This window comes from Mycobacterium sp. (assembly GCF_049585075.1).
Lineage (GTDB): Bacteria > Actinomycetota > Actinomycetes > Mycobacteriales > Mycobacteriaceae > Mycobacterium.
The window spans coordinates 1-12,344 of the sequence record NZ_JBAUZA010000135.1; the positions used below are offsets into that span (position 1 = coordinate 1).

At 66.4% G+C, this 12,344-nt stretch carries 16 protein-coding genes and 1 pseudogene; 11 read left to right on the forward strand and 6 right to left on the reverse strand.

All coding sequences use genetic code 11. The features are described from left to right. Nucleotides 1-102 precede the first annotated feature (102 nt). Nucleotides 103-825, forward strand: a complete 723-nt coding sequence (locus WB785_RS06295; protein WP_424077911.1) for a lysostaphin resistance A-like protein — start codon at nucleotides 103-105, stop codon at nucleotides 823-825. Nucleotides 826-834: 9 nt separating this feature from the next. Here WB785_RS06295 and WB785_RS06300 read toward each other — a convergent pair whose 3' ends face one another. Then, nucleotides 835-1,647: an enoyl-CoA hydratase gene (locus tag WB785_RS06300; RefSeq protein ID WP_424077912.1), complete on the reverse strand. Its 813-nt coding sequence runs from the start codon at nucleotides 1,645-1,647 to the stop codon at nucleotides 835-837. 149 nt (nucleotides 1,648-1,796) lie between these two features. Between WB785_RS06300 and WB785_RS06305 the strand changes: the two genes are divergently transcribed. Together WB785_RS06305 and WB785_RS06310 are read left to right on the forward strand one after the other, a co-directional pair. Then, entirely contained in the window at nucleotides 1,797-2,870 is a 1,074-nt protein-coding gene (locus WB785_RS06305) for a CaiB/BaiF CoA transferase family protein (RefSeq protein WP_424077914.1), read from the forward strand. Nucleotides 2,871-2,934: 64 nt separating this feature from the next. Then, complete coding sequence (locus WB785_RS06310) at nucleotides 2,935-3,687, forward strand: 3-hydroxyacyl-CoA dehydrogenase (RefSeq protein ID WP_424077915.1); 753 nt, start codon at nucleotides 2,935-2,937, stop codon at nucleotides 3,685-3,687. Nucleotides 3,688-3,893: 206 nt separating this feature from the next. Here the strand turns inward: WB785_RS06310 and WB785_RS06315 are convergent, their stop codons facing one another. After that, nucleotides 3,894-4,049: a hypothetical protein gene (locus WB785_RS06315; RefSeq protein WP_424077930.1), complete on the reverse strand. Its 156-nt coding sequence runs from the start codon at nucleotides 4,047-4,049 to the stop codon at nucleotides 3,894-3,896. 280 nt (nucleotides 4,050-4,329) lie between these two features. Between WB785_RS06315 and WB785_RS06320 the strand changes: the two genes are divergently transcribed. The 3 genes from WB785_RS06320 to WB785_RS06330 are packed head-to-tail and all read left to right on the forward strand — an operon-like array spanning nucleotide 4,330 to nucleotide 8,085. After that, on the forward strand, nucleotides 4,330-6,714 hold the full coding sequence (locus WB785_RS06320; protein WP_424077916.1) for an MMPL family transporter: 2,385 nt from the start codon (nucleotides 4,330-4,332) through the stop codon (nucleotides 6,712-6,714). Continuing rightward, nucleotides 6,707-7,435, forward strand: a complete 729-nt coding sequence (locus tag WB785_RS06325) for a TetR/AcrR family transcriptional regulator (protein ID WP_424077918.1) — start codon at nucleotides 6,707-6,709, stop codon at nucleotides 7,433-7,435. Before WB785_RS06320 ends, WB785_RS06325 begins: the two co-directional genes overlap by 8 nt. Further along, nucleotides 7,432-8,085 (forward strand): class I SAM-dependent methyltransferase, encoded by a 654-nt coding sequence (locus tag WB785_RS06330; RefSeq protein WP_424077919.1) that lies wholly within the window; start codon nucleotides 7,432-7,434, stop codon nucleotides 8,083-8,085. Before WB785_RS06325 ends, WB785_RS06330 begins: the two co-directional genes overlap by 4 nt. On the opposite strand, the gene WB785_RS06335 is transcribed toward WB785_RS06330, so the two are convergent. Next, nucleotides 8,082-8,795, reverse strand: a complete 714-nt coding sequence (locus WB785_RS06335; protein ID WP_424077921.1) for an NAD-dependent deacylase — start codon at nucleotides 8,793-8,795, stop codon at nucleotides 8,082-8,084. The two genes, WB785_RS06330 and WB785_RS06335, sit on opposite strands and share 4 nt — an antisense overlap. 148 nt (nucleotides 8,796-8,943) lie before the next feature. Between WB785_RS06335 and WB785_RS06340 the strand changes: the two genes are divergently transcribed. Next, nucleotides 8,944-9,309, forward strand: coding sequence for a GntR family transcriptional regulator (locus tag WB785_RS06340; protein WP_424077922.1), 366 nt, complete (start codon nucleotides 8,944-8,946; stop codon nucleotides 9,307-9,309). Between the two features lie 2 nt (nucleotides 9,310-9,311). On the opposite strand, the gene WB785_RS06345 is transcribed toward WB785_RS06340, so the two are convergent. Then, nucleotides 9,312-9,842: a DUF1697 domain-containing protein gene (locus WB785_RS06345; protein ID WP_424077924.1), complete on the reverse strand. Its 531-nt coding sequence runs from the start codon at nucleotides 9,840-9,842 to the stop codon at nucleotides 9,312-9,314. A gap of 44 nt (nucleotides 9,843-9,886) precedes the next feature. Here WB785_RS06345 and WB785_RS06350 point away from each other — a divergent pair, with 44 nt between their 5' ends. Continuing rightward, nucleotides 9,887-10,330 carry a PPOX class F420-dependent oxidoreductase gene (locus WB785_RS06350; protein WP_424077925.1) on the forward strand — a complete coding sequence of 148 codons (444 nt, stop codon included), beginning with the start codon at nucleotides 9,887-9,889 and terminating at the stop codon, nucleotides 10,328-10,330. A gap of 105 nt (nucleotides 10,331-10,435) precedes the next feature. Next, nucleotides 10,436-10,624 (forward strand): DUF5302 domain-containing protein, encoded by a 189-nt coding sequence (locus WB785_RS06355; RefSeq protein ID WP_424077926.1) that lies wholly within the window; start codon nucleotides 10,436-10,438, stop codon nucleotides 10,622-10,624. A gap of 4 nt (nucleotides 10,625-10,628) precedes the next feature. Here WB785_RS06355 and WB785_RS06360 read toward each other — a convergent pair whose 3' ends face one another. After that, entirely contained in the window at nucleotides 10,629-11,027 is a 399-nt protein-coding gene (locus WB785_RS06360; RefSeq protein WP_424077927.1) for a DUF4345 domain-containing protein, read from the reverse strand. Nucleotides 11,028-11,101: 74 nt separating this feature from the next. Between WB785_RS06360 and WB785_RS06365 the strand changes: the two genes are divergently transcribed. Together WB785_RS06365 and WB785_RS06370 are read left to right on the forward strand one after the other, a co-directional pair. Then, nucleotides 11,102-11,683 (forward strand): HhH-GPD-type base excision DNA repair protein, encoded by a 582-nt coding sequence (locus WB785_RS06365; protein WP_424077928.1) that lies wholly within the window; start codon nucleotides 11,102-11,104, stop codon nucleotides 11,681-11,683. Continuing rightward, nucleotides 11,680-11,826 (forward strand): DUF1059 domain-containing protein, encoded by a 147-nt coding sequence (locus WB785_RS06370; RefSeq protein WP_424077929.1) that lies wholly within the window; start codon nucleotides 11,680-11,682, stop codon nucleotides 11,824-11,826. Before WB785_RS06365 ends, WB785_RS06370 begins: the two co-directional genes overlap by 4 nt. 14 nt (nucleotides 11,827-11,840) lie before the next feature. Here WB785_RS06370 and WB785_RS06375 read toward each other — a convergent pair. Then, nucleotides 11,841-12,344: pseudogene (locus WB785_RS06375) on the reverse strand (hypothetical protein); the annotation flags it as partial.

Below are 12,344 nucleotides of genomic sequence, written 5' to 3' on the forward strand. Positions count from 1 at the left end.
GCCCGGTCTCGCGTTGATGGACGCGGTCCCAGGACCCATCGCCGGTGCACTGCGAACCGGCCTCGACATGCTGATCACTCTGACACCGAAGGTGCGCTTCGCATGACAGACCTGACTAGTCGTCCGCATCCCAGCGCCGTCGAAGAAATTCGTCGCGGGATCTTCAATGTTGCTGTGCCGCACAATGAACCGCCGTCGACCGTGCTCCGGCGTCGAATCGTTGTGGTGGTCGTGCTGCTGCTGGGCGCGGCGGCGTTGGGGTTCGCGCTGCGACGGCATCCCGGCGAGCCGAGCTTCTACTGGTTGTCGCTGCTGCTGGCCGCGATATGGGCGCTCGGGGCACTGGCCTCCGGTCCGTTGCATCTGGGCGGCGTCCGCTGGCGTGGCCGCAACCAGCGTCCGGTGATATCCGGCACCGTCGTCGGTCTGGTGGTCGGTGGCGCTTTCGTGGTCGGCGGGTTGATCGCCAGGCAGATTCCCGCGGTCTCCGAGTTGATTACCCGAGTGTTGTACTACACCGACCAGGGATCGTGGCGGCTCACCTTGACCGTCGCGCTGCTCGGTGGGATCGCTGAGGAGTTGTTCTACCGCGGCGCGCTCTACACGGCGTTGGGTCGACACCAGCCGGTACTCATCTCGACCGTCGTATACGTGGTCGCGACGTTGGCCAGTGGAAACCTGATGCTCGGGTTCGCCGCTATCTTCTTGGGCACGGTGTGCGCATGGGAGCGCCGCGCGACCGGTGGTGTGCTCGCACCGATCCTGACCCACTTCGTGTGGAGCCTAGTGATGCTGCTCGCGCTGCCCCCGCTGTTCGGTCTGTGAGTTCGCGAGTCAGCTGTCGGTGAAGTTCGGTGTCCGACGCTCTTGGAAAGCCCTTGCCCCCTCGCGGAAGTCGGGGGAAGCCAGCAGGACTTGCTGACCCTCCAGTTCGCGCTGTAGCGCAGCCTCCAACTGCGGCAGCGTCGCCGCGTTGACGGCCTCCTTGGTCTTGGCGAACGCCACCGCGGGGCCGGACAGCAGTCCGGACACCACCTTGTCCACCTCGGCCTCGAACTCGTCGGCGGGGTAGACGGCACTGATCAGGCCGCCGGCCAGTGCATCGGCGGCGGGTAGCCGCTCGGCGAGCAACGCCATTTGCATCGCACGTGTTCGACCGATCGCGGCGGCGACCAGCGCCGAAGCACCGCCGTCGGGCATCAGGCCGATTTTTGTGAAGGCGAGCATGAAAAACGCTGTGTCCGAGGCCAATATCAGGTCGCAGGCGATGGCCAGAGATACCCCAACGCCGGCGACCGGTCCTTGAACGACCGCCACAACTGGCTGCGGCAGCGCCACGATGGCCCGGATAGCGCGGTTGACAGCCAAGATGAGCTCGGCCCCCGGGCCGCCGCTTGCCACGTCGTCGGCGCTCATCCCTGCGCCGGAGCTGAAGCCGCGGCCGGCGCCGCCGAGGCGCACCACTTTCACTCGCGGATCGTTCGCTGCCTGCTCCATCGCATCGGCGATCCCGGTGAGCACCGGCAACGTCAGCGAATTCAGGCTCTCCGGACGATCGATCGTCACCGAAAGCACCCCGTCCGCGAGGGTGACGGCAAGCCCGCTGACGGGCGCGAGGGTGTCGATTCCGGAATCGATGGCGGTCATGGAGATCACCTTAAGCGACCGGGGTGCAGCGCCATCCAGGCCGACTGCGAAGATGCGATTGTTCTAGTGGCGACCCGCTGCGCCCGGCTGCGCCGCGCTTGCGATCGCCACGCGGGTTAATTGGTCTGTCGACAAGGAGGTCGGGAGAGATGGCGGGACCGCTGACAGGACTGCGAGTCATCGAACTCGCCGGGATCGGGCCGGGCCCGCACGCCGCGATGATCCTCGGCGACCTCGGCGCGGACATCGTGCGCATCGACCGGCCGGGCGCCAGCGGCACCGACCCGATGCTGCGCAACCGACGCTTCGTCGTCGCCGACCTCAAGTCCGAGCAGGGCCGCGAGCTTGTCCTCAAGCTCGTCGCGAAGGCTGACGTGCTGATCGAGGGATTCCGGCCGGGCGTCACCGAGCGCTTGGGCCTGGGCCCTGACGACTGCGCCAAGGTCAACGACCGGCTGATCTACGGCCGGATGACCGGGTGGGGACAAAGCGGACCACGCAGCCAGCAGGCCGGTCACGACATCAACTACATCTCGCTCAACGGCGTGCTGCACGCCATCGGCCGAGTCAACGAGCGGCCGGTGCCGCCGCTGAACCTGGTCGGCGACTTCGGCGGCGGGTCGATGTTCCTGCTGCTCGGGATCCTGGCGGCGCTCTGGGAGCGGCAGACGTCTGGCAAAGGCCAGGTTATCGACGCGGCGATGATCGACGGGTCCTCGGTGCTGATCCAGATGATGTGGGGCATGCGCGCCATGGGTATGTGGACCGACGAGCGCGGCACCAACATGCTGGACACCGGTGCGCCTTACTACGACACCTACGAGTGCGCGGACGGTCGCTATGTCGCGGTGGGCGCCATCGAGCCGCAGTTCTACGCGGCGATGCTGGCCGGGCTCGGCTTGGACGCCGCGGAGCTACCGGCGCAAAACGACCGCAGCCGCTGGGCTGAGCTGCGGGCCCGGTTCACCGAGGTGTTCGCAAGCCGCGACCGCGACCATTGGGCGAAGGTCTTCGCCGATTCCGATGCGTGCGTGACGCCGGTGCTGGCGTTCGGTGAGGTGGAGAGCGAACCGCACATCGCCCAGCGGAAAACCTTCTACCAGACCAGCGGCGGGCTGCAGCCGTTGCCGGCGCCCCGGTTCTCGCGCACGTCTCCCGGCGAGCCCCGCCCGCCCGGGCAGCCCGGAGCCGACACCGAAGCCGTCCTCAGCGACTGGGTATAGTCCCGACCAACCAGTAGGTCGGCTCCCGCGGGGAGCGGCCCGACCGAACCGAAAGGAACATTGCGTGGAGATCAGGGATGCCGTAGCGCTCGTCACCGGCGGGGCCTCCGGCCTGGGGCTGGCCACAACCAGGCGCCTGCTGGACGGCGGCGCGCAGGTGGTGGTGCTCGACCTCAAGGGCGAGGAGGTCGTCCGCGAGCTCGGCGATCGTGCCCGCTTCGCGCCCGCCGACGTCACCGACGAGAAGGCGGTGACCTCGGCGCTGGACATCGCCGAGTCGCTGGGCCCGCTGCGCATCGTGGTGAACTGCGCCGGCACCGGTAATGCCATCCGGGTGCTCGGCAAGGACGGCGTGTTCCCGCTGGACCTGTTCCGAATCGTCGTGGAGATCAACCTGATCGGCACCTTCAACGTGCTGCGGTTGGGCGCCGAGCGCATCGCCAAAAATGACCTGGTCGGTGAGGAGCGCGGTGTCATCATCAACACCGCTTCGGTGGCGGCGTTCGACGGCCAGATCGGACAGGCCGCGTATTCGGCGTCCAAGGGCGGCGTGGTCGGCATGACGCTGCCGATCGCACGCGACTTGGCCAGCAAGGGCATCCGCGTGATGACGATCGCCCCGGGGTTGTTCGACACCCCATTGCTGGCGGGCCTGCCCGAGCCGGCCAGGCAGTCGCTCGGCCAGCAGGTGCCGCATCCCAGCCGGCTCGGTAACCCGGACGAGTACGGCGCGCTCGCCGTGCACATCGTGGAGAACCCGATGCTCAACGGGGAGGTCATCCGGCTCGACGGCGCGATTCGGATGGCGCCTCGCTAACGCTGATCCGGGCAGCGACTCAGCCGAAGAAAAGGCCCCCACCGCCCGACGACGATGCAGCCGCAATGCGGCTGCTGAGGAGTCGGGCAGAAAAAGGCCCCCGGGGGCCGGGGGCCGAAACAAATGGGGCAACGGCACAAGCGCCTTTGAGGCTCGGTGGTACCTCGTCGCCAGCGCGCCCGATTCGACAGGCGCGCTATGTCAGATCAGCTCGCAGTCGGCAGCGGGTGCCAGTCGTCGAGTTGCTCCGAGGTCTCGCCTTCCACTAGCACGTCGCCGTGGTAGAGAGCCTCGAAATCAGCCTTGATTACGTCGGCACTCGAATCGTCGATCCACATGTAGATGAGCGTATGAGTCGCCATTAAGGAATCTTTGAGTCACGATTCGGAAAACGTTGGCAATATTACCGTCGGGTAGGGTTGTGACGCTGTGGACGTGACGTCCGGCATGCCGGATATTGGTCATGGATCGAATTACCAGGCGATAGGCTCCGCGGAATGTCGTGGTTGATCGGCGTTGCGTTGAACTATCGCGGATGCCGGGTACGTATCTATCGATAAGGCGTTGAGGGGCGCGCTACACGTTGCATCGCTAGGTTATCGCTGATAAGTTAGCGCCGATATCCATGGCGGAAGGACACGCATGCTGCAGCGAATCGCTCGCCTTGCCATCGCCGCGCCGCGCCGAATACTTCTCATCGCAGGCCTGGTCATGGTCGGGGCCGCGATCTTCGGGCTGCCGGTAGCCAAAAGCCTCTCCGCCGGCGGCTTTCAGGACCCGAATTCGGAGTCCTCGGCGGCCGGCAAGCTGTTGACCGACAAGTTCGGCCAGAGCGATCAGCAGCTGGTGATCCTGGTGACTGCGCCGGCCGGCGCCCAAAGCGGCCAAGCCCGCCATGTTGCGACCGACATCGTCGAGCAGCTGAAACGGTCCGCTGGGGTATTCAACGTGTCTTCGGCGTGGACCGGACCCAGCGCCAGTCCGCCGCACCTGGCCGCCGATCTGGTGAGCAAAGACGGCAAGTCCGGATTGATCGTGGCGAATCTCGCGGGCGGCGAGAACTCCGCGCAGAACTACGCCAAGGCGCTGGCGCAGCAAGTCGTGCACGATCGCGACGGCGTCGCCGTCCGCGCCGGTGGCGTGGCGATGGTCTATAACCAGATCAACCACCAAAACGAGCGTGACCTGCTGCTGATGGAATCCATCGCGATTCCGCTGAGCTTCCTGGTGCTGGTCTGGGTCTTCGGCGGGTTGCTGACCGCGGCCTTGCCCATCACCCTGGGCGGGCTGGCGATCGTCGGCTCTATGTCGGTGCTTCGGCTGATCAGCTTCGGCACCGACGTCTCGACCTATGCACTGAACCTCAGCACCGCGTTGGGCCTGGCCCTGGCCATCGATTACACCCTGCTGATCATCAGCCGATATCGAGACGAGTTGGCCGATGGCAGCGGTCGCGACGAGGCGCTGATCCGGACCATGGCGACCGCCGGCCGCACGGTGCTGTTCTCGGCGACGACCGTCGCATTGTCGATGGCGGTGATGGTGCTGTTCCCGATGTACTTCTTGAAGTCCTTCGCTTACGCCGGCGTGGCCACCGTGGCGTTCGTCGCGGTGGCAGCAATCCTCGTGACACCGGCGGCGATCGTGCTGCTCGGACCGCGACTGGACGCGCTGGACGTGCGCCAGCTCGGCCGGCGGATACTCGGTCGCCCGGATCCGGTGCACAAGCCGGTGGAACAACTGTTCTGGTATCGATTGACCAAGTTCGTCATGCGCCGAGCAATCCCGGTTGGTCTGGCCGTCGTCGCGCTGCTGTTGATGCTGGGGGTTCCGTTCCTCTCGGTGAAGTGGGGTATGCCCGACGACCGGGTGCTGCCGCGATCGACCTCGGCGCACGCGGTTGGTGACCAGTTACGCCGCGACTTCACCGATGACTCGGCGACGGCGGTGCCCGTCGTCATTCCCGACGCCCGCGGAGTGAGCCCGGCCGACTTCGACCGCTACGCCGCCGACCTGTCCCGGGTGGCCAACGTCTCGGTGGTATCCGCCCCGACCGGGACGTTCGCGGCCGGCAACCGAGTCGGGCCGCCGTCTGCGCCCACCGGGATAACCGGTGGCAGCGCATTCTTGACCGTCGCCACCACCGCGCCGCTGTTCTCGCAAGCCTCCGACACCCAGCTGGACCGGCTGCACCAGGTCCCCGGGCCGGCCGGCCGGTCGGTGCAGATGGCTGGCCTGGCTCAGATCAACCGCGACAGCGTGCACGGGATCACCACGCGGCTGCCGCTGGTGTTGGGGCTCATCGCCGTTATCACGTTGGCTTTGCTGTTTCTGCTGACCGGCAGCGTCGTGCTGCCGCTGAAGGCCCTGGTGTGCAACGTGCTGTCGCTGACCGCGGCATTCGGCGCACTGGTGTGGATCTTCGAGGACGGCCACTTAGGTGCTTTCGGGACAACCCCCAGCGGGACCTTGGTGGCCAACATTCCGGTGCTGTTGTTCTGCGTCGCGTTCGGCTTGTCGATGGATTACGAGGTGTTCCTGGTTTCCCGGATCCGGGAGTTCTGGTTGGCTTCCGTCGCAGCCCGCCCTGCGACGGCCGACAACAGCAGAATTCGTGCCGACAACGACGAAAGTGTGGCGCTCGGGCTGGCGCGCACCGGCCGCGTGGTTACTGCCGCTGCGCTGGTGATGTCGATTTCGTTCGCAGCGTTGATCCCGGCTCAGGTGTCGTTCATGCGGATGTTCGGTGTCGGGCTGACACTCGCCGTGCTGGCCGACGCCACGTTGGTGCGGATGGTCCTGGTTCCGGCGTTCATGCATGTGCTCGGCCGGTGGAGTTGGTGGGCGCCCAAACCACTGGGCTGGCTGCATGAGCGGTTCGGCATCAGTGAGTTGGCCGACGGCGCGACCCTGCCGGAGGCGGCTGAAAGTTCGAACGGGCGGCATCGCCGCGAAGACGTCGACTCGGCAGTGCCCGTCGGCGGTCGGGGCGCGCGTGCCGCCGCGACAGTCACCGACAATGGCTAGCCCGGCCCGCCCGGCAGCGGACAACCTTCGCCGTCGTCGTGCACCTCGTGGATCCGGCGATCTGCTGCGCGACGAAATCCTGGACGCCGCGACCGACCTCCTGCTGGAAACCGGGCACGCCAAAGCGGTTTCGATTCGCTCAGTGGCACACCGGGTAGGGGTGACGCCGCCGTCGATCTATCTGCATTTCGAAGACAAAGACACCCTGCTCGACGCCGTCTGCGCACGCTACTTCGAGAAGCTCGATGAGGAAATGCAGCGGGTCTCCGCGGGGCAGCCGTCCACCATCGAGGTGCTACGTGCACAGGGGCGGGCATATGTCCAGTTCGCGACCGAGACCCCGGAGCTCTACCGGATCGCGACGATGAGCGAGTGGCGCTCGGGCAGCGACGTCGACGCAGCCCTGGCGAGTTCGGCGTTCGAGCACATGTGTGCCACCGTGGGGTCGCTGATGGACGAGGGCGTCTGCCCACCCGGCGATGCCGCGACCGTCGCCCTGCAGCTGTGGAGTGCAGCGCACGGCGTGGCATCGCTGATGATCGCCAAACCGCACCTGCCGTTCGGCGACCCAGAAGAGTTCGCCGACCGGGTACTCGGTGCGGTGTTTTGCGGGCATATCGTGGAGGGGCTCGCCGGCGCCGATGCCACCCCGCAGCAGACGGTGGAATGGCTGATGGCGGCAGGCTCTTTGCAGAAACGGACAGAAGGTTCACCAGCGTGACGTCTTCGCGCCAGCGGCCCCCGGTAACGGTCGACAACCCGTTCTTCGCCCGGATTTGGCCCACGATCGCCGCCCACGAGACCGAGCAGATTCGCGCGCTTCGTCGAGAAAACCTCGCCGGCTTGTCCGGCCGGGTCCTCGAGGTCGGCGCGGGCATCGGGACCAACTTTCCGTTCTACCCGGATTCCATCGCGCAGGTTGTGGCGGTCGAGCCCGAGCATCGGCTCGCCGTGCGAGCGCGCGACGCGGCCGCCGACGCAGGCGTTCCAGTTGTGGTGAGCGACGCGGCGGTGGAGGATTTCGCAGCCGACGAGCCCTTTGACGCAGTGGTGTGCTCGCTGGTCCTGTGTTCGGTAAACGACCCCAATTCAGTTCTGCAGCAACTATTTTCGTCGTTGCGTCCGGGTGGCGAGCTGCGCTATCTGGAGCATGTGGCCAGCGGCGGGATTCGCGGCCGATTCCAGCGGCTCGCCGATGCGACGATATGGCCGAAGCTGGCGGGCAATTGTCACACCCACCGCCGCACCGGCGAGTCGATCCGCGCCGCGGGATTCGAAGTGGACGACGCCCGAATCGAGCAGACGTTGCCGGTATGGGCGCCGCTGCCGGTGTCCGAGTTCGTGCTCGGCCGGGCGCGGCGTCCGGCTTAGTTCAGCAGCGCGGGCAGCCGTTGCAGCAGTGTCGGCAGCGCCTTGCTGGCCGACTCGCGCACGGTGAGGGTCGCACTGTCGGACAGCGGCGTTGGCTCCGGGTTGACCTCGATGACGACCGTGCCGCGCGCCAGCGCCAACTCGGGCAGGCTCGCCGCTGGATACACGATGGCCGAAGTCCCCACCACGATCAGAATGTCGGCGGCGACTGTCGCGTCCACCGCGCTCTGCCATGGCTCCTCGGGCAGCGGCTCGCCGAACCATACGATGTCGGGCCGGATCAAACCGCCGCAGTTGCACGTCGGCGGTTCAACTTCCAGGGTCGGCTCGGGCATCTCGGGCAGTTCGCCGGTGTAGGGTAAATCGCAAGTCGCGCAACGGAAGTCAAACAAGCTGCCGTGCAGATGATGCACCGGTGAGCTGCCGGCGCGCTCATGCAGATCGTCGACGTTCTGGGTGACGACGCTGACCTCGGCGTGGTCCTGCCAGGCCGCGACGGCGCGATGCCCGTCGTTGGGCTCCACAGTGGCCACCAGGTAGTGCCGCCACAAATACCAGCCCCACACCCGTTCGGGGTTGGCAAGCCAGCCTTGGGTGCTGGACAACTCGTAGGGGTCGAACCGAGCCCACAGTCCGTTCTTGTCGTCGCGAAACGTCGGCACGCCGCTCTCCGCGGAGATCCCCGCGCCGGACAAGACCGTTATCCGCACCCCACCAAGATAGCGGCGATCGCAAACTCGGCGAAGCCGAGTGCAGCGGGTCGCCGCCATCCGACATAGCGGCGATCGCAAACTCGGCGAAGCCGAGTGCAGCGGGTCGCCGCCATCGAACATAACCGGGCTGCGCGATACTGAGCAGGTGGAGCTGGGGGAATGGCTGCGGGTTGACGGGCGAGCTGGTCGACCGCTGTTCGACCAGCTGCGAAACCAGATCATCGACGCGATTCGAGACGGTAGGTTGCCGCCCGGAACCCGGCTGCCGACAGTCCGCGAACTGGCCGGTCAGCTGGGCCTGGCGGTCAACACCGTGGCCCGCGCTTACCGCGAGCTGGAGACCGCCGGCGTCGTCGAAACCCGTGGGCGATTCGGCACATTCGTCGCCCGCGCCGACCCGTCGGATTCCGCGATGGCGGCCGCGGCGCGCAGCTACCTCGACGTCGCAAGAGGACTGGGGCTCGGCAAGGCCGAGGCGCTGCGCTACCTCGAGGCCGCCTCCGACGACTGAGATCAGCGCAGAACTTTGACCAGCGTGCGCACGTTGCGCGTGGTGGTCGACGATTTGTATCGCTTCTTGCCCATCGTTTTGCCGATCGTGCTGTCCAGCGTGTGGTTCTTGGCCACCTGCCAATAGATCACGCCAGTGGAACCGGGTCCGCGGCTGATCTTCTCGTCGGCCCCGGCTTTGTCAGCCAGCCCGGCGAGTTCGTCGAGCACGTCGGCATCGCTGACAAACGTCACGTAGGACTGGTAGCCGTCTCGCTCGGCCTCGAACGGGTAGCCGTCGACGATGGTCCGTACCGTCTCGACGGGGTAAACCAGCACCCACGCGTCATATCCGAATCGCTGCCGCAGCGCGCTCTCGGCCTTGGCGCGGACCGCATCCGCACCAGCTCGCGACTCCAGCAGAATGTTGCCGGTCGCCAAAATCGTTCGCACTTGCCCAAACCCGGCTTCGGTCAACGCATCCGCGACATCGGCCATCTTGAGGTTGACGCCGCCGACATTCACCCCGCGTAGAAACGCCACGTAACGGGTCATGAACGTGATGGTAGCGGCCCTGCGACGACTAGTAGGCTTCCGCTATGGGACGCCATGTGTTCGACGACAAGCTGCTGGCCGTGATCGCCGATAACTCCCTCGGCGTGCTCGCCACCGTCAAGCGCGACGGGCGTCCACAGCTGTCCAACGTCAGTTACCACTTCGACGCCCGCAAGCTCGCCGTCCAGGTGTCGGTCACCGAGCCGCGCGCCAAGACCCGCAATCTGCGCCGCGACCCGCGGGCCTCGCTGCTGGTCAGCTCCGACGACGGGTGGTCCTATGCCGTTGCCGAGGGCACCGCGGAGCTGACACCGCCGGCGCTGGCGCGCGACGACGACACGGTCGAAGCGCTGATCACGTTGTACCGCAACATCGCCGGTGAACACCCGGACTGGGATGACTACCGCCAGGCCATGGTCACCGACCGTCGCGTCCTGCTGACAATGCCGATCGCACACGTATACGGCATGCCTCCGGGCGTGCGGTGACTCAGGCCGATGGCGCGACTCTCCCCCTCGCCGCTGCGCGGCTGGGCGGTACCCCCACCGCACGCCGCGTCGCGGCGCGCATCGTCGTCGCGTTAGGCTGCGGGCATGGCTGCATCCAAGTCGGGGTCGGAGTCCGGGTCGGAGGACGGCACCAAACGCAAATTCCGAGAAGCCCTAGAGCGCAAGAACGCAAAGTCGGCGACCGGAGCGGCTCACAAGGACGGCGGCGCCAAGGGCCCCCGCACGCACGGGCCGGTGGAGAACCGTCGAGAGTTCCGGCGTAAGAGCGGGTAGTCGGTTACCCAGCAGACGGCAGCTCGGCTTTCTCTTCGCCATCGGCAATCCCGAAAAATACTGCGGGAACCATGAATTCAATTGCTGCGAGCACTTCCTGGAACCAGTGCGGCCGGCCATTGTGGACCAGCGAAATCAACCGTCCAACACCGCTAAGCAGCATTAACCCGGCCAGTAGACGCACGTCGGTGGCTCGGATCGGGGATTTGCGAGCGGCCCGCAGCCAAGCGAGGCCATACCCGGCGAAATAAGCAGAGTAGAACCGCTCCCGCGAATCGACCGTCGCGTTGGCGTCGGTCGCGCCGGGAACCGACGCCGTCCCGAGCGCGAAATGGTAGACGCCGATGGAGATACAGGAGAGTCCGGTGAATCCCGCGAGGTTCCTCAAGTAAGTGCCGGTCATCCTGACGCGCTCCCCTCACCGATCCTTTTGCGTACCGCCACCGTAGCCGTTAGGCCGAGTCCTAGACTGTGACGGTGCCGAACCTGCAGCTTGCCCAAGACCCGGCCGCGGATGCGCTGCTGTCAGCCGATCCGTTCGCGTTGCTGGTGGGGATGGTCCTAGATCAGCAGATCCCACTCGAGGTCGCGTTCGCCGGCCCGAAGAAGATCGCCGATCGGATGGGTGGCTTCGACGCAGCGGCGATCGCCGACTACGACCCGGACAAGTTCGCCGACCTATGTTCGGAAAGGCCTGCAGTACACCGCTTTCCAGGCTCAATGGCCAAGCGCATCCAGGCGGTGGCCCAGATCATCGTGGACAAATACGACGGGGATGCCGCCGCTTTGTGGACCGCGGGCAACCCCGACGGGCCTGAGTTGCTGCGGCGGCTCAAGGCGCTACCGGGATTCGGCGAGCAGAAGGCGCGAATCTTCCTGGCGTTGCTCGGCAAGCAGTATTCGGTGACCCCGAAGGGTTGGCGGACAGCCGCCGGCGACTACGGCAAGGCCGGCACCCACATGTCGGTCGCCGATATCGCCGACGCCCGCTCGCTCGAGCAGGTGCGGTCATACAAGAAGCAGCTCAAGGCAGCTCAGAAGGGAAAGGCGGCAACGTGAAGACACACCTGAACTGTCCGTGCGGCGAGGCCATCGTCGGCAAAGACGAAGACGATTTGGTCGAGCTCACCCAGGCGCACCTGGCCAGTGTTCATCCCGGCCTGGAGTACGACCGGGACGCCATCCTGTTCATGGCGTACTGACCGCTGATTCGGGTTTAGGGCACCACCGTCGAGCCGATGGTGGGCATGAACTGGCACTGCTTGTCCTTTGTGGTGACCTGCCCGAAGATCGTCGACATGACGCTGCCCGAACCGGTGTCGACAATCGCGGTCAACGTCGTGGGTCCGTCCGCGTTGATGTCGGTGCGCGGCTTGAGGGTGACCGTTCCGGACTTGCCGGTGGTCAGGTTGACCCAGGTGACGTTCAACGGCAGCTTCTGCACGTCGGCAGGGCCCGGGGTGCCGATGGCGGTGAAGACGTAGGCGGTCTGTCCGGCTTTGGGGCCCGGGGCAGGGATCTTCGCGGGCCCGGCCACTGACAGCGCGGGCGCCAGCACGTTACCGCCGTCGGCCAGGCAGCCGTTGCTGATCGACGGATAGATGAAATCCTGCGTGGGCGGCGCGTCCGGGCTAAAGCCCGGAGCTGCGGCCGCGGGTGCGGGTGCCGGTGCTGGCGGCGCGGCCGCGGCTACCGGGACGGCATTCGCAGGGGCAGGAGT